The sequence below is a fragment of the Leucobacter allii genome, assembly GCF_022919155.1.
GTDB lineage: Bacteria > Actinomycetota > Actinomycetes > Actinomycetales > Microbacteriaceae > Leucobacter > Leucobacter allii.
Genome location: NZ_CP095045.1, coordinates 1,767,735 through 1,781,859 on the forward strand (window position 1 = coordinate 1,767,735; position 14,125 = coordinate 1,781,859).

The window sequence follows — 14,125 nt, forward strand, 5'->3', positions numbered from 1 at the left end:
GGGCGAATGGTGGAATACTCCCCCTCGCGCGCTCCAGCCTACACGCGCGGGCCGCCTCCCGGCGCCAGACGCCGTCGTCGGCATCGCGTCCGGCGCGTTCATCCCGGCGCCGCACGCCTGCGATAGCATGTGATCCACCGATTTCCGGCACGAGAGGGACCCCGTGAGCAAGCGCGCCAGCACCGCCATCGAACGCAGTACGCAGCAGGGGCCGGGAGCGGCCTCGCGCACGCTGGCCGGCTTCATCTTCGCGAGCCGCTGGCTCCAGGCCCCCCTGTACCTCGGCCTGATCATCGCGCAGGCCGTCTACGTCGTGCTCTTCTTCGTGGAGCTGTGGCATCTCGTCGAGAACGCGATCGTCGAGGGGCACATCTCCGAGACCGACGTGATGCTGAGCGTGCTCGCGCTCATCGACATCGTGATGATCGCGAACCTCCTCATCATGGTGATCATCGGCGGCTACGAGACCTTCGTCTCGAAGATCCGTGTCGAGGGGCATCACGACGAGCCCGAATGGCTCTCGCATGTGAACACCAACCTGCTGAAGGTGAAGCTCGCGGTCTCCATCATCTCGATCTCCTCCATCCACCTGCTGAAGACCTTCATCGAGGTCGGGCGCATGGAGGACGGGAAGGTGCTCACCGCGAGCGGCGACGTGCTCTACTCCTCCGAGGGCGTCATGTGGGAGGTCGGCATCCACCTCGCGTTCATCGTCTCGGCCCTCGCGCTCGCCTGGATCGACAAGATGAGCCACCACCACCCCGCGGTCAAGGAGGACCGGATCACGGCCGGACAGATCGAGGCCGAGCTGCGCGCGCCGGCCGAGGTCGCGCCCGCGTCGTCCGCCGCTCCCGCCCCCGCCCCCGTGGAGTCCGGCTACGTGACGGTGCGGCTGCCCGCCGGCTCCGCCCTGCCGGAGGGCGCCGAGGTGCTCGCCGAGGAGCGGGAGGCCGGGCGAGACGCACCGGCCCGCTAGGCTGGAGCGGCGCCCGAAGGGGCGCCGCGCGCGAGTGGCGGAATCGGCAGACGCGCTGGATTTAGGTTCCAGTGTCCTCGGACGTGGGGGTTCAAGTCCCCCCTCGCGCACAGCTCGAAGCAGCGCCTCACAGCGCCTCACAGCGCCTCGCAGCGCCTCACCAGGCATGATCCGCCCGGCTCCTGCATCCCGATCATCAGCCCGGCGATCGCCGAGGCGCACTACCGCCCGGGAAGCGTGAGGATCTCGGCACCCGTCTCGGTGATGGCGATCGTGTGCTCGGTGTGCGCCGTGCGGCATCCGGTCGCGCTGCGCAGCGTCCAGCCGTCGTCGGGATCGGTGACGAGCCGGTCCGTGTCCGCCATCACCCAGGGTTCGAGCGCGAGGAGGAGCCCCGGGCGGAGGCGATAGCCGCGACCCGGCCGGCCGTCGTTGGCCACGTGGGGGCCCTGATGCATGGTCGAGCCGATGCCGTGACCGCCGAACTCCAAGTTGATGGGGTAGCCGGCGCCCGCGAGCACCTCGCCGATCGCGTGCGAGAGGTCGCCGAGACGCGCGCCCGGGGCCGCGATCTCGATGGCCGCGGCCAGGGCGCGCTCGGTGGTCTCGATCATGCGCATGTCCTCGGGATCGCGCACGGCGCCCACGATGAAGCTGATGGCGGCGTCGGCGGCGATGCCGTCCACGATGACCGCGAGGTCCAGCGTGAGCAGGTCGCCGTCCGCGAGCCGGAGGTCGCGGGGCCTGCCGTGCAGCACGGCGTCGTTGACCGCGGTGCAGATGACATGGCCGAACGGTCCCCGCCCGAAGCCGGGCGCGTAGTCCACGTAGCAGGAGCGCGCGCCCGCCTCGAGGATCATCAGCCGTGCCCACTCGTCGATCTCCAGCAGGTTGGTGCCGACGCGGCACCGGGTGCGCAGCGCCTGGAGCATATTCCCCACGACACGCCCCGTGACGCGCGCCCGCTCGACGCCCGCGCGATTCTGGATCTCGATCATGGGACCGCTCTTCCTGATACTGGATAACAATACCGGATAACAATACCGGTATTAGTATGGGGGCATGGTCCGACTGCCCCTCACGCCGCAGGAGATCGTGCGCGGCGAACGCCTCGGCGCGCTGCTCCGCCGCGCCCGGGGATCCCGATCGATGCTCGACGTCGCGCTCGAAGCCGGAGTGTCGCCCGAGACGCTTCGGAAGATCGAGTCCGGACGCGTCGCGACCCCGGCCTTCCCCACGATCGCGGCTCTCGCGGGCGCGCTGCAGCTCTCCCTCGACGGGCTCTGGGCCGAGCTCAGCGATGCGGAGCGGACCGACTCCGCATCCGCGCCGCCGCTCCGCGCTTCCGCGTAGCACGCACCGCCGCGCCGCGGAATGGGAGAATGGTCGCATGACCTCGTCTTCCGCGCTCCTCGTCATCGATCTCCAGCGGGGCGTGCTCGGCGATTGCCTCGACGCGGACGCCGTCGTCGCCCGGACCGCTCGACTCGTCGCACGCGCTCGCGCCGAGCGGACGCCGGTCATCTGGGTGCAGGACCACGGCGGATTCCCGGAGGGCAGCGATGACTGGAGCCTCGCCGAACCCCTGGCGCGGCGGCGCGAGGAGACGCTCGTGCGCAAGGCCTATCGGGACTCCTTCGCCGACACGGAGCTCGCGGAGGTCCTGTCCGCCGAGGGCATCCGGCGACTCGTCGTCGCGGGCGCCCAGAGCGACTACTGCATCCGGACGACGACGCAGGCCGCGGCGGCGCGAGGCTTCGACGTCGCGCTCGTCGCCGACGCCCATACGACCACCGACGCCGAGTTCGAGGGAACCGTCATCCCGGCTCGCCAGATCATCGCGCACACGAACATGTACTTCCGGGGGCTGCGGTACCCGGGCCGCAGCTTCGGAATCGCCGGTCACGACACGGTCGAGCTCTGACCGCGCGCTCCACTCAGGAGTCGGCGAGCACCTCGGCGAGCGCCCGGAAGGCCCGGTCCGCCGGATGGACCCCGTCGGCCAGGTTCGACGCGTTCATGTAGACGACGATGCTGGCGCCGCTCTCGGGGTCGTGGAAGGTCGCGGCCGTGAAGCCGAGGCCCTCGCCGTTGTGCCCGAGCCAGCCGTCGGTCTCCCCCATCCCGACCGCGTACAGGTCGTACGGGGGCGTCTCGATCCGATGACCGATCTCCCGCAGCTCCTGCGTCCGGGGATCGAGCAGGGGCCCCGAGCCCAGCGTCTCCGCCCACACGCGACCGTCGTCGAGCGTCGAGAACAGCGCGCCCGCGGGCCCCAGCATCGAGGGATTCTCCTCCTGCGGCGCGAGCCCGCCGGTGTCGGGATCCGGCTGGTACCCGACCGCGTGCGGGCCGTTCCACCCCGCCGCATCGCTCAGATAGCGCGTCCCCTTCTGCCCGAGGGGCTCGAGGATCCGCTCGTCCAGGGCTTCGGCGTAGCTCTGTCCGGTGACCCGTTCGATCACCGCGCCGAGCAGATTCGTGTTCGCGTTCGTGTAGACGTAGGCGGTTCCCGGCGCGAATCGCGCCGGCTTCCCGAGCACTCCGCTGTTGAGCTCCTGCAGACTGAAGACGTGCGCCGGGTTCTCCGCGAGCTCGGCGATGAACGCCTCGTCGACGTAGTCGGCGATCCCGCTCGACATGTTCGCGAGTTCGAGCAGCGTGATCTCGTCGCCGTTCGTCACGCCGTCCACGTACTCGTCGAGGGTGTCGTCGAGGCTGAGCTCGCCGGCGTCGACGAGCTGCAGCAGGAGCGTCACGGTGTACGACTTCGTGATGCTGCGGATCGGCCAGCTCATCTCCGTGCTCGTCGGCGCCCCGGCCTCGACGTCCGCGAGCCCGAGCGCGACCGTCCAGCTCCCCTCGTCGGGGATCCAGACGCCCGCGACGGCACCCGGAGCTCCGGTCGCCGCGCGTTCGGCCTCCAGCGCGTCCCGCAGCTCCGACTGCAGCGCCGCGGGCAGCTCCCCCTCGGGCGCCGCGGGGCGCTGGACGGCGGGCGGCGGCGAGCCCTCCCGCGTCGCGGCGCCGTCGGATGCGGGTTGCGCGCAGCCGAGGAGCAGCAGCGCGCCGGCGCCGAGCACCGCGACGGCCGCGGTCGGCCCGCGGCCGGGTGTTCCGGTCTTCCGGTGCATCCGCGCCTCCCGTCGGCACCCCGTGCGTCGCGCACGCGTGCTCCCATCCTGCGGGTGCCGCCCACGGCGCGCAAGCCCCGGGCTCGCCGCGGGCGCCCCGCCCCGGGCCCGCGGCGTCCTACTGCACGGACCAGCCGCCGTCGGAGGGCAGGATCGCGCCGTTGATGTTCACCCCGTCGTCGCTCAGCAGGAAGGTGATGGAGGCGGCGAGCTGCTCGGCCGTGGCGAGCGACGGGATCGCGGCCTGGAACGGCTGGAGGCGGGCGCTTCCCGCCTCCGAGACGTGCGCCGGGAACGGGATGCCGGTCGCGACCCCGCCGGGAGCGACGGCGTTCACCCGGACGCCCTGCTGCGCGTACATGAAGGCCGCGCTCCGCGTCAGGCCGACGACGCCGTGCTTCGAGACCGTATAGGCGTTGCCCGAGGCGTTGCCGCGAATGCCGGCCTCCGAGGTGATGTTCACGATCGAGCCGGATCCGGCCGCGAGCATCGTCGGCACGACAGCTCGCGTGAGCTTGAAGACGCCGGTGAGGTTGATCCCGATGACGCGCTCCCAGATCTCGTCGCTCGTCTCGTGGATCGGCGAGAAGTCGTCGTTCACGCCGGCGACGTTGGCCAGACCGTCGATGCGCTCCCCCGCCGCGTCGATCACGCGGTCGATGTCCTCCTGCTTCGTGACATCCGCGGCCACCGCGACGATGCTGCCCGCGGGCACCGAGAGCACGAACTCGTCGAGCCGATCCGCCGAGACGTCGACCGCCACGACGCGGCCGCCCTCGCGGATGATCCGGGAGGCCGTCGCCCTCCCGATCCCGCCCGCGGCCCCGGTGACGATCACCGTCCTCCCCGCGAACCGTCCCTCGGCGATCCGCTCCTGCCATCCGCTCGCGGGCTGCTCCTCGGGGAGCTCGCCCCCGTTGACGCTCCGCACGAGGTCGTCGACCACGGACTGCGGCATCTTCCCCTGGCTCAGCGCGACGAGCTGCTGCAGGGGCAGCGAGCGCAGGGCGTCCAGAGATGCCGCGTCGGTCCCGGAGGCCGCGAGCAGCGCGCGGATCGCCTCACCTCCCGCGGGGTCGTCGAGCCAGTCTCCGATGGTGCTGCCGGCCGTGAGCACGGTCATGAGGTCCTCCTTCGTCGATGGCGCCACGGGACCGCGACGCCGCACATCAGCAGCATACTCCGACATCTGTTGGAGAAGTACGCGGACGGCGAACGGCGCCGATTCCTCCCCCGGTGCAGGTGCTGTCAGAATCGTGAGCATGGATCCTCGCGCAGCGCACACCCGGCGGCTTCTCGAGGACGCCGTCCTGGCTCTCGCGGCCGAGCGCCCGCTCGACGAGATCCCCGTCACCGACATCGTGGCGCGCGCCGGTGTCAACCGGAGCAGCTTCTACCAGCACTACGCCGACCGCGAAGAACTGCTCGCCCAGGCTCTCGAATCGCTCGAGGACGCGGCGGCGCGCATCAGCGCCCCGGTCGCCGTCCTCGGGGACGGGCCGCCGCCCGAGCTCCTCCGCTTCGCCGCGCACTTCGCGGAGCACGCCGCGCTCTACCGCCAGGCGCTCGGGCCGCACGGTTCGGCCAGGGTCGCCGCGCGCGTCCGCGCACGGACGCTGGAGCTGGTGCGCGAGGGCATCGCCCTCGACCCCCAGGTGCAGGATCCCGCGCTGCCGCTCGGCATCGCGGCGGCCGGCACCGCCGGCGCACTCCACGGCGTCATCGACGCCTGGCTCGCGATCGACCCGCTGCCCGATGCCGCCGTCGCCGCCGAGTGGATGTGGCGGACGCTGACCGCGGGCGGGCGGGCGGCGCGACCGGGACCGGGCGCTCGCCCGTGACCGCCGCGGCCTGGCTCGGGCTCCTCGCCGCCTGGGCCGCGGCGATCGCGCTGCCCGGCCCCGACGTCTTCCTGCTTCTGCGCCTCGGCATCCGTCGCCGTCGCGCAGCCGTGCTCGCGGCGCTCGGCATCATGACGGGCAACCTCGTCTGGATCCTCGTCTCCGTCCTGGGACTGACCGCGATCCTGGCGGCCGTCCCCGGCCTGCTTCCCGCCCTGCAGCTCACCGGCGCCGCCGTCCTCGGCTGGCTCGGCGCCCGGAGCATCCACGGCGGCGTCGCGCAGCTGCGGAGCGGCGGCGCGGCGGAGCCCTCCCAGGTCTCCACCCGCCCCTGGCTGCTCGGGCTCACGACGAATCTCGCGAACCCGAAGGCGCTCATCTTCTTCACGGCCCTGCTCACGCAGTTCCTCCCGAACGACGCCCCGTGGGGTACGCGGATCGGCATCACGCTCGTCCTGGTGGGCAGCGGCATCGTCTGGTTCGTCGCGGTCGCGCTCGCCTCGTCGGCTGCGGCGTTCCGCGCATGGTTCGGCCGCGCCGCACCCTGGATCGACATCGTCGCCGGCGCGGTGTTCGTGCTGGTCGCGCTCCTGATGCTGGCGGAGACCCTCCTCGCCCTCGCGTGAGCCGAGGAGCCGTCGGATCACCACCCCTCGGTGAGCACCCGATCCAGCGCGGCCAGCACGACGTCGGCGCTCTCCGCGGTGAGGCACAGCGGAGGCTTCACCTTGAGCACGTTCGAGCGCTCCGAGGTGGTCAGCACGATGACGCCGAGCTCCCTGAGCCGCTCGCAGATCGCGGCCGCCTCGGCCTTCGCCGGCTCCAGGGTCTCCCGATCCCGCACCAGCTCCACACCGAGATACAGCCCCTCGCCGTGCACGGGCCCGATGCTCGGGTGTCGATCGGCGAGCGCGCGGAATCCGTCGGCGAGGCGCGCACCGACGACGCGCGCGTTCTCCTGCAGCCCCTCGTCGCGCATCGCGTCGAGCACGGCGATGCCCACCCGGCAGCTGAGCGGGTTGCCGCCCGCGGAGGAGAAGAACTGCCCCTGCGCCGAGAGCGCGTCGGCCACCCGCTTCGAGGTGATCACGCCGCCGATCGGGAATCCGTTGCCCATCGGCTTCGCGATGGTGATGAGATCGGGCACCACACCCGACTGCTCGAAGCCCCAGAAGCTCGATCCCATGCGTCCGAAGCCCACCTGCACCTCGTCCGCGATGCACAGGCCGCCCGCGGCCCGTACGCGGGCGTAGACATCGGCGAGGTAGCCGTCGGGCAGCAGCACGCCGCCGGCGTTGCCGAGCACCGATTCGCAGACGAACGCGGCGACCTCCCGCCCCGACTCCGCGAGCCGGTCGAGGTCGGCGCCGAGGTCGGCGGCGTAGCGCGCACCGATGCTCGTGTCGGCGGCGTCGCCGCGGTAGCTGCCGCGGAATCGGTTCGGCACGTCGGCGACGTGCACCCAATCCGGGCGCGAGCCGAGGGCGTCGGGGTTGTCGTACGCCGAGGTCGTCACGGCGTCGGAGGCCATGGTCCAGCCGTGGTAGGCCTCGCGGAGGGAGACGACGGTGCGGCGCCCCGTGGCGGCCTGTGCGAGGCGCAACGCGAGATCGACGGCCTCGGAACCCGAGTTCACGAGCAGCACGGTGTCGAGCCCGGAACCCTCGGGGAGCAGCGCGAGCAGGCGTTCGCTGTACTCCGCGAGCTCGCGATAGAGGAAGCGCGAGTTGGTGTTGAGGATGCGGATCTGCCGGCTCGCGGCGTCCGCCACTCCGGGGTGGCCGTGGCCGAGCCCCGTGACGTTGTTGACGACGTCGATGTACGCGCGGCCCGTCGTGTCGATGAGGTGGTGCCGCCAGCCCCGCTCGATCTGCATGGGACGCTCGTAGTAGCGCTCCTGGGCGCTCGCGAAGATGCGCTCGCGCCTCGTCTGCTCGTCGCCCGCGGTGTCCCGCTGCGCGCGGGTCCGGAGCCCGATGAGCGCCGCCGGATCGCGCGTGAACCGCGACCACGCCGCCACGCGCTCCGGAGCGACGAGCTGCGCACGGCCCGGCTCGGGCACCTCGACGGCGAGGATCGGCGGCGCGACGCCCTCGAGGGCGTCGGAACGGCAGAGCGTCACCGCGAGCGAGCGCGCGGCGTCGGCCTCCGGCAGCACGCCGAGGCGATCCCCCGCGGCCACACGGGCGGCCGGGTCTCCGCCCTCGTCCGCAACCGCCCCGTCGACCTCCGAGGCGAAGCCGTCGATGCCCAGGTACCAGCCGTCCGCCAGCGCGAGCAGGACCCCGCGCTCCGTGCTCGTGACGACGTCGCCGGACACCGGAGCGACGACCTCGAGAGCGGCGCCGGGCGCGACCCGGATCTCGGTGCCGATCGGCCAGGTCTCGGCCGCGTCCGCCGAGTCCACGACGGTACGGGTGAGGCGGTAGACGCCGTAGGGCAACACCGCGGCCGCCGCGCCCCGCGCGAACGCGTCGGACGCGAGCCGGTCCTCGGCGTCCTCCGCGAGCCAGGCACCGGCGGCGAGCTCCTCGGACTCCACGCCGGGATCGAGCATCGTCGTGTCCCCGAGCGCGGCGAGTCCGGGGAGGATCGGGGCGAGGCGCTCCGCCGCGGTATCCGATCCGGCGCTCGCCCGCCCCGGCGCCTCGGGCGCGGACTGGAGGCGGAGGCCGCTGCCCTCCGGGACCCCCAGGAATCCGAGCCTCGCGAGCACCTGCTCGACGGCCTCCGCGAGCGGCAGCGCGGTCGCGGCGTCGAAGATCGCCTGCTCGCCCGCGATGCGCTCCCGAGCGTAGGCGTTGGCGCCGTCGATCTCCAGCTGGCGCCAGCCGCTCGCGACGAGCACGCAGGCGCGCAGCACCACGAGCGGCCAGACGGCGCGGGCCTCGGCCGCGGAGAGCCGCGCATCGCGGTGGAACGCCGCGATCGTCTCGAGAACGCGCAACGGCCGCTCGGCGTCGTGGTGCAGCATCGAGGAGGCCGTGACCGCGAGCTCCGCGACGCGCCACCCGGTGGCGAGATCTCCGAGATCGAGCACCGTGCGCGGGTGCAGGCGCGCATCCGCGCCGCGCACGCCCATCACGTTGTCGTCCGTGAGATCGCCGTGGATCGCCTGCACGGGCAGCGCGTCCACGAGCGGCTGGAGCGCGGCGTCGGCCGCCTCGGCCGCCGCGAGGACGCGCGAGCGCAGCTCCTCATCGGCGATCGCGCCGGCGAGCGCGACGGTCTCGCGATGCGCGTGCTGCATCCGCCACATGTGCTCGCGGTCAAGGCCGGGGTGGTCGAGCTCGGCGAGCGCGTTCACCGACGCCGCGGCGAGGGCGCCGAACTCGGCGAGCACCACGGGCGCGAAGTACCCGGCGTCCACCAGAGGCTCGCCGTCGGCGAAGGTGCTGCGGCGGGCGGCGAAGCCCCGCCAGCGCTGCGTCAGGGCGCCGTCGGTGCCCGGGAGCACGGACGCGGCACGGACGCCCGCCGCGAGGTACGCGTCGATCGCGGCGTGCTGGGCGTCCCGCGCCGCATCCCCGAACACGGGGTTGTCGATCCGCAGCACGCTGCGCGTCCCGTCCGCCTCCTCCAGCAGATAGTTCCGATCCTGATTGCTCCCCAGCTCGCGTGCCGTAGCCGCAATGCCGTAATGCTCCCTGGCGATCGCCTCCGCGTCCGCCGCCGAGACCTCCGGGCGCACCAGGCCGCCCGACTGCTCCTGCGTCATCGTGTTGCTCCGTCTCCGGTGTCGAAGTGATGTCGTGCGCGTGTTGGGTGCCGGCTTCGCCGTGGCGGGGCACTCGGGCTCGGGCGCTGGGGCCGCACAAGCCGAAGGTCTCAGGTGCGCGTCAGAGTCGCGCGCGGATCTCCGCCGCGAGCGCCGTGAAGGCGCGCGTGCGGTGGGACAGGGCGTCCTTCTCGGCGGCGCCGAGCTCGGCCGCGGATCGCTGTTCGCCCTCGGGCAGGAAGATCGGGTCGTAGCCGAACCCGTGCTCCCCGGCCGGCTCGCGCAGCACGCGCCCCGGCCACACGCCGAGTTCGCACACCTCCTGCGTCGCCGCGCCGCCCTCGCCGGGGATGACGAGCGCGGCGGCGCACACGAAGCCTGCGGTCCGGTGCGCGTCCGCGATGTCGTGCAGCTGCCAGAGCAGCAGCGCGACATTGGCGTCGTCGTCGCGGGCGGGGCCGCCCCATCGCGCGGAGAAGATACCGGGGCTCCCGCCGAGGATCTCGACCGCGATCCCGGAGTCGTCGGCGATCGCGGGCAGCCCGGTGTGCGCCGCCGCCGCGCGCGCCTTGACGAGGGCGTTCTCCTCGAAGCTCGTCCCGTTCTCCACGGGTTCAGGGCCGTCGTAGCCCACGAGCTCGACACCGGGGATCAGCGGGCCGAGGATCCGCTGCAGCTCCTCGAGCTTGTGGGCGTTGTGCGACGCGAGGACGAGCCGCACCGCCGTGCCGGTGCCGACCATCTCAGCGTCCCTCCGCCAGCACCGCGCGCTGGAGCTCGGCGAGTTCTCCCGCGCTCGCGAGCGCGAGGTCGAGCAGGGCGTCGAGCTCGGCGCGCCGGAAGGGCGCCCCCTCGGCGGTGCCCTGCACTTCGACGAAGTCGCCGGAGCCGGTGACGACGACGTTCATGTCGGTCTCGGCGCGCGAATCCTCGACGTAGGCGAGATCGCTGAGCGCCGCGCCGTCGACGATGCCGACGGAGACCGCGGCGACGCTGTCGGTGAGCGGCTGCGCCTTCTTCGCGATGTGCCCCTGCGCGCGGGCCCACTCGACGGCGTCCGCCAGCGCGACGTAGGCGCCCGTGATCGAGGCGGTGCGGGTGCCGCCGTCGGCCTGGAGCACGTCGCAGTCGATGACGAGCGTGTTCTCGCCGAGGGCGCGCGTGTCGATGACTGCGCGGAGGCTGCGGCCGATGAGCCGGGAGATCTCGTGCGTGCGCCCGCCGATCCGCCCCTTCACCGACTCGCGCTGCATGCGCTCGTTCGTGGAGCGGGGCAGCATCGAGTACTCCGCCGTCACCCATCCCGTCCCCTTGCCGGCCAACCATCGCGGCACGCCGGGCGTGAAGGACGCGGTGCACAGCACCCGCGTGCCGCCGAAGGAGATGAGGGCGCTGCCCTCGGCCTGCGCGCTCCACCCCCGCTCGATGGTGACCGGGCGCATCTGCCCGGCGGTGCGGCCGTCGGCGCGTGTCGCTTCGCTCATCTTCGTGGTACTCCTCGGTTCTCGGGGACGGCCGGCGCGGCGGTCCTGGTGACGTGGTGGGACGGTCGCGGAATCCGCTCAGCCCGGCAGCCGGATCGTGCCGGTCGGTACGCGGTCGATCGCGTCGATGCCGATCCCGAGCATGCGACGCGCGAGCTCGACGAAGCCGGCGGTGTCCTCGCCCGTCGCCTCGTAGCGGAGCTCCGGTTCGCCCGAGCCGGCGGGGCGGAGCAGCTCGCGGGCGGTGAGCACCTCGTAGACCTCGTTGGCGGTCTCGATGTCGCTCGAGACGAGCGCCACGTCGGGGCCCACGACCTGCCGCAGCGCCCCCCGCAGGAAGGGGTAGTGCGTGCAGCCGAGCACGAGGGTGTCGATGTCCCGCGCCACGAGCGGGGCGAGGTACTCCTCGGCGATCCGCCGCACGCGCGGGCCGCTCGTCTCGCCGGCCTCCACGAGCTCCACGAAGCGCGGGCACGCCGCCGAGGCGAGCGCGATGTCCGGGCGCATCGCGAAGAGATCGTCGTAGGCGCGCGACTGGATGGTGCCCTGCGTGCCGATGAGCCCGACCCGGCCGTTGCGGGTGATCGCGGCGGCGCTGCGGACCGTGGGCCCGATGACCTCGACGACGGGGACGTCGTAGCGCTCGCGCGCATCGCGCAGCACCGCCGCGGAGGCCGTGTTGCAGGCGATCACGAGCATCTTCACGTGCTGCGCGACGAGATCGTCCAGGATCTCGAGCGCGAAGCGGCGCACCTCGGCGATGGGACGCGGGCCGTAGGGGGTGCGCGCGGTGTCGCCGACGTAGATCATCGATTCGCCGGGGAGCTGATCCCGGATCGCGCGCGCGACGGTGAGCCCGCCGACGCCCGAGTCGAAGACGCCGATCGGCGCGGATGCATCCTGCGAACTCACTCCTTCAGCTTACCGCCCGGAGCGCCGTCTCCTTGATCCAGGTGTGCCGATGCAGCTCCGTCAGACCGTGGGCGGCGATGCCGTCGTAGTGGGCGCGCGAGCCGTACCCCTTGTTCGCGTCCCAGCAGTAGACCGGGTGCGCGTCGTGCGCCTCGCGCATGAGCGCGTCCCGCCGAACCTTGGCGCGCACGGAGGCCGCCGCGACGCTCGCGCAGGCGCGGTCGGCGCCGACCCGGGTGCGCACGTCGAGCGGGGAGCGCAGCGCCGGGGAGAGCCAGTCGTGCGCGCCGTCGAGCAGGATCGCCGCGCGGTCGACGGGCACGCCGGCCGCGTGCAGCTCGAGCAGGGCGCGCCGGGCGGCGGCGCCGAGCATCGCGGTGATGCCGTGCGCGTCGATCTCCTCGGCGGAGGCGAAGCCCACGGCGCCGGGGCCCCACGCGTGCACGAGCGGCGCGATCGCCTCGCGTCGCTTCTCGCTGAGCAGCTTCGAGTCGCGCAGGCCCGCGGGGAACTCGGCCACCCCGGCGGCCACGGCGTGCACGCCGACCGCCACGGGCCCCGCGACGGCCCCGCGGCCGACCTCGTCGACGCCGATCACCCATGCGGCGCCGCTGCGGAACCATGCGTGCTCGACCTCGAGGCTCGGATCCTTGCTCGGCACCGTGGCGGCGCCGTCGCTCGACACCGTGCCGGCGTTCGGCACGGCGTCATCGCTCGGCATGGTGCCGTCGCCAGGCATCGCACCGTCGTGCGGCATCGCTCAGTCCCCGCGTGCGGCGTCGACACCGGTGAAGGTGCCCTCGGGCGTGCCGAGCCAGGCGAAGCGGCTGAGCGGCCAGTTGAGCACGAAGGCGCGGCCGACGATCTCCGATTCGGGCACGAAGCCCTTGCCCGGCTGATCCTGGTTGTAGCGGGAGTCCTTGCTCTGGTAGCGGTTGTCCCCCATCACCCAGACCGATCCCTCGGGCACCGTCACGTCGAAGTCGATCTTCGAGGCGCGCGTCTCCCCCGCGGGGACGACGATGTACGGCTCGTCGAGCGGTACGCCGTTCACCATCACACGGCCCTGGGCGTCGCAGCATTCGACGCGGTCGCCGCCGATGCCGATGACGCGCTTGACGACGTACTCGTGGCTCGTGTCGGCGGCGAGGCCGAGCGTCTGCAGCACCTTCTCGAAGCCCTGCGGCGGGTTCGTGCCGCGCGGGTACAGCCAGCCGCCCGGGTCCTTGAAGACGACGATGTCGCCGCGCTGGACGCCGACGACGTCGGGGACGAGCTGGTTCACGAGGATGCGGTCGTCGACTTTGAGGGTCTGCTCCATCGACACCGACGGGATGTAGAAGCTGCGCACGAGGAAGGTCTTGAGCAGGAAGGAGACCAGGAACGCGACGAGGAGGATGACGACCAGATCCCTGAGGAACCCGATCACCCCGCCTCGGCGGCCGCGCCCTCGCGAGGTCTCCGCGCCGGCTTCGCTCATTCGTGTCCCCTGTCGATGGATCCTCGGGTCGCGCGGAACCGCGCTGCTGTTCAGACTGTACTGCAGCGTCGCTGCTGACTGCATGGGAGCGGCGCGCACGGCGCGCCGCAGACGACTCAGGCCCCCGTCCGTGACCGGAGGGAGCCTGAGCGGGGTGCGGGATCCGGGAGGGATCCGCGGGAGGGGCGGCGCTTACGCGTCGCGCTTCTCCTTGATCTTCGCCTTCTTGCCGGTGAGGCCGCGCAGGTAGTAGAGCTTCGCGCGGCGCACGTCGCCGCGCGTGACGACCTCGATCTTGTCGATCGCGGGCGAGTGCACCGGGAACTTGCGCTCGACGCCCACCTGGAAGCTGATCTTGCGCACGGTGAAGGTCTCGCGGATGCCCTCGCCGTGGCGGGCGATCACGATGCCCTGGAACACCTGGACTCGCGAGCGGTTGCCCTCGACGATGTTGACGTGCACCTTGACGGTGTCGCCGGCGCGGAACTCGGGAATGTCGCTCTTCAGCGACGCGGCGTCGACGTGGTCGAGCTTCTGCATCTTGGTCTACTCTCTGCGCCCGCCGCAAGTCGGGATCGCG

The 14,125-nt window shown here is 72.6% G+C and carries 15 protein-coding genes and 1 tRNA gene; 6 read left to right on the forward strand and 10 right to left on the reverse strand.

Going from position 1 to position 14,125, the window contains the following annotated elements:
• Positions 1-163: 163 nt before the first annotated feature.
• Both MUN78_RS08305 and MUN78_RS08310 read left to right on the forward strand, forming a co-directional pair.
• On the forward strand, positions 164-976 hold the full coding sequence (locus tag MUN78_RS08305) for a TIGR00645 family protein (RefSeq protein ID WP_244689036.1): 813 nt from the start codon (positions 164-166) through the stop codon (positions 974-976).
• Between the two features lie 28 nt (positions 977-1,004).
• Positions 1,005-1,086 (forward strand) — tRNA-Leu (locus tag MUN78_RS08310).
• A 111-nt stretch (positions 1,087-1,197) separates the two neighbouring features.
• Here the strand turns inward: MUN78_RS08310 and map are convergent.
• Positions 1,198-1,974, reverse strand: coding sequence for a type I methionyl aminopeptidase (gene map / locus MUN78_RS08315; RefSeq protein ID WP_244729944.1), 777 nt, complete (start codon positions 1,972-1,974; stop codon positions 1,198-1,200).
• A 64-nt stretch (positions 1,975-2,038) separates the two neighbouring features.
• Here map and MUN78_RS08320 point away from each other — a divergent pair, with 64 nt between their 5' ends.
• Both MUN78_RS08320 and MUN78_RS08325 read left to right on the forward strand, forming a co-directional pair.
• Positions 2,039-2,329: a helix-turn-helix domain-containing protein gene (locus MUN78_RS08320; RefSeq protein WP_244689040.1), complete on the forward strand. Its 291-nt coding sequence runs from the start codon at positions 2,039-2,041 to the stop codon at positions 2,327-2,329.
• A gap of 37 nt (positions 2,330-2,366) precedes the next feature.
• The gene (locus MUN78_RS08325) at positions 2,367-2,900 is read left to right on the forward strand and encodes a cysteine hydrolase family protein (protein ID WP_244689042.1); all 534 of its coding nucleotides are present in this window, start codon (positions 2,367-2,369) and stop codon (positions 2,898-2,900) included.
• 13 nt (positions 2,901-2,913) lie between these two features.
• Here MUN78_RS08325 and MUN78_RS08330 read toward each other — a convergent pair whose 3' ends face one another.
• Together MUN78_RS08330 and MUN78_RS08335 are read right to left on the reverse strand one after the other, a co-directional pair.
• Positions 2,914-4,110 carry a serine hydrolase domain-containing protein gene (locus tag MUN78_RS08330; RefSeq protein ID WP_244729947.1) on the reverse strand — a complete coding sequence of 399 codons (1,197 nt, stop codon included), beginning with the start codon at positions 4,108-4,110 and terminating at the stop codon, positions 2,914-2,916.
• A gap of 118 nt (positions 4,111-4,228) precedes the next feature.
• Complete coding sequence (locus MUN78_RS08335) at positions 4,229-5,233, reverse strand: SDR family NAD(P)-dependent oxidoreductase (protein ID WP_244729949.1); 1,005 nt, start codon at positions 5,231-5,233, stop codon at positions 4,229-4,231.
• Between the two features lie 139 nt (positions 5,234-5,372).
• Here MUN78_RS08335 and MUN78_RS08340 point away from each other — a divergent pair, with 139 nt between their 5' ends.
• Both MUN78_RS08340 and MUN78_RS08345 read left to right on the forward strand, forming a co-directional pair.
• A complete protein-coding gene (locus tag MUN78_RS08340; RefSeq protein ID WP_244729951.1) occupies positions 5,373-5,951 on the forward strand; it encodes a TetR/AcrR family transcriptional regulator in 579 nt (192 codons plus the stop codon).
• Positions 5,948-6,577: a LysE family translocator gene (locus MUN78_RS08345; RefSeq protein ID WP_244729953.1), complete on the forward strand. Its 630-nt coding sequence runs from the start codon at positions 5,948-5,950 to the stop codon at positions 6,575-6,577. The genes MUN78_RS08340 and MUN78_RS08345 overlap by 4 nt, the downstream gene beginning before the upstream one ends.
• 17 nt (positions 6,578-6,594) lie before the next feature.
• Here MUN78_RS08345 and MUN78_RS08350 read toward each other — a convergent pair whose 3' ends face one another.
• The 7 genes from MUN78_RS08350 to rplS all read right to left on the reverse strand — a co-directional run bounded on the left by MUN78_RS08350 (position 6,595) and on the right by rplS (position 14,085).
• Positions 6,595-9,669, reverse strand: a complete 3,075-nt coding sequence (locus tag MUN78_RS08350; RefSeq protein ID WP_244729955.1) for an aminotransferase — start codon at positions 9,667-9,669, stop codon at positions 6,595-6,597.
• 121 nt (positions 9,670-9,790) lie between these two features.
• Positions 9,791-10,411, reverse strand: coding sequence for an RdgB/HAM1 family non-canonical purine NTP pyrophosphatase (gene rdgB / locus MUN78_RS08355; protein ID WP_244729958.1), 621 nt, complete (start codon positions 10,409-10,411; stop codon positions 9,791-9,793).
• 1 nt (position 10,412) lies between these two features.
• Positions 10,413-11,153 (reverse strand): ribonuclease PH, encoded by a 741-nt coding sequence (rph, locus tag MUN78_RS08360; protein WP_244689055.1) that lies wholly within the window; start codon positions 11,151-11,153, stop codon positions 10,413-10,415.
• A gap of 78 nt (positions 11,154-11,231) precedes the next feature.
• Positions 11,232-12,065, reverse strand: coding sequence for a glutamate racemase (murI, locus tag MUN78_RS08365; protein ID WP_244729961.1), 834 nt, complete (start codon positions 12,063-12,065; stop codon positions 11,232-11,234).
• Between the two features lie 4 nt (positions 12,066-12,069).
• Entirely contained in the window at positions 12,070-12,726 is a 657-nt protein-coding gene (gene rnhB, locus MUN78_RS08370; protein ID WP_244730044.1) for a ribonuclease HII, read from the reverse strand.
• Between the two features lie 99 nt (positions 12,727-12,825).
• Entirely contained in the window at positions 12,826-13,545 is a 720-nt protein-coding gene (gene lepB / locus MUN78_RS08375) for a signal peptidase I (protein WP_244729963.1), read from the reverse strand.
• Between the two features lie 192 nt (positions 13,546-13,737).
• On the reverse strand, positions 13,738-14,085 hold the full coding sequence (gene rplS / locus MUN78_RS08380) for a 50S ribosomal protein L19 (RefSeq protein WP_244689063.1): 348 nt from the start codon (positions 14,083-14,085) through the stop codon (positions 13,738-13,740).
• Between the last annotated feature and the right edge of the window lie 40 nt (positions 14,086-14,125).

What these genes read in the sequence shown, in the direction of transcription:
- lepB (WP_244729963.1), bottom strand. Translation starts at nt 13,545, where the DNA reads ATGAGCGAAGCCGGCGCGGAGACCTCGCGAGGGCGCGGCCGCCGAGGC.
- MUN78_RS08340 (WP_244729951.1), top strand. Translation starts at nt 5,373, where the DNA reads ATGGATCCTCGCGCAGCGCACACCCGGCGGCTTCTCGAGGACGCCGTC.
- map (WP_244729944.1), bottom strand. Translation starts at nt 1,974, where the DNA reads ATGATCGAGATCCAGAATCGCGCGGGCGTCGAGCGGGCGCGCGTCACG.
- MUN78_RS08335 (WP_244729949.1), bottom strand. Translation starts at nt 5,233, where the DNA reads ATGACCGTGCTCACGGCCGGCAGCACCATCGGAGACTGGCTCGACGAC.
- rdgB (WP_244729958.1), bottom strand. Translation starts at nt 10,411, where the DNA reads ATGGTCGGCACCGGCACGGCGGTGCGGCTCGTCCTCGCGTCGCACAAC.
- MUN78_RS08320 (WP_244689040.1), top strand. Translation starts at nt 2,039, where the DNA reads ATGGTCCGACTGCCCCTCACGCCGCAGGAGATCGTGCGCGGCGAACGC.
- MUN78_RS08330 (WP_244729947.1), bottom strand. Translation starts at nt 4,110, where the DNA reads ATGCACCGGAAGACCGGAACACCCGGCCGCGGGCCGACCGCGGCCGTC.
- rplS (WP_244689063.1), bottom strand. Translation starts at nt 14,085, where the DNA reads ATGCAGAAGCTCGACCACGTCGACGCCGCGTCGCTGAAGAGCGACATT.
- rph (WP_244689055.1), bottom strand. Translation starts at nt 11,153, where the DNA reads ATGAGCGAAGCGACACGCGCCGACGGCCGCACCGCCGGGCAGATGCGC.
- MUN78_RS08350 (WP_244729955.1), bottom strand. Translation starts at nt 9,669, where the DNA reads ATGACGCAGGAGCAGTCGGGCGGCCTGGTGCGCCCGGAGGTCTCGGCG.
- MUN78_RS08325 (WP_244689042.1), top strand. Translation starts at nt 2,367, where the DNA reads ATGACCTCGTCTTCCGCGCTCCTCGTCATCGATCTCCAGCGGGGCGTG.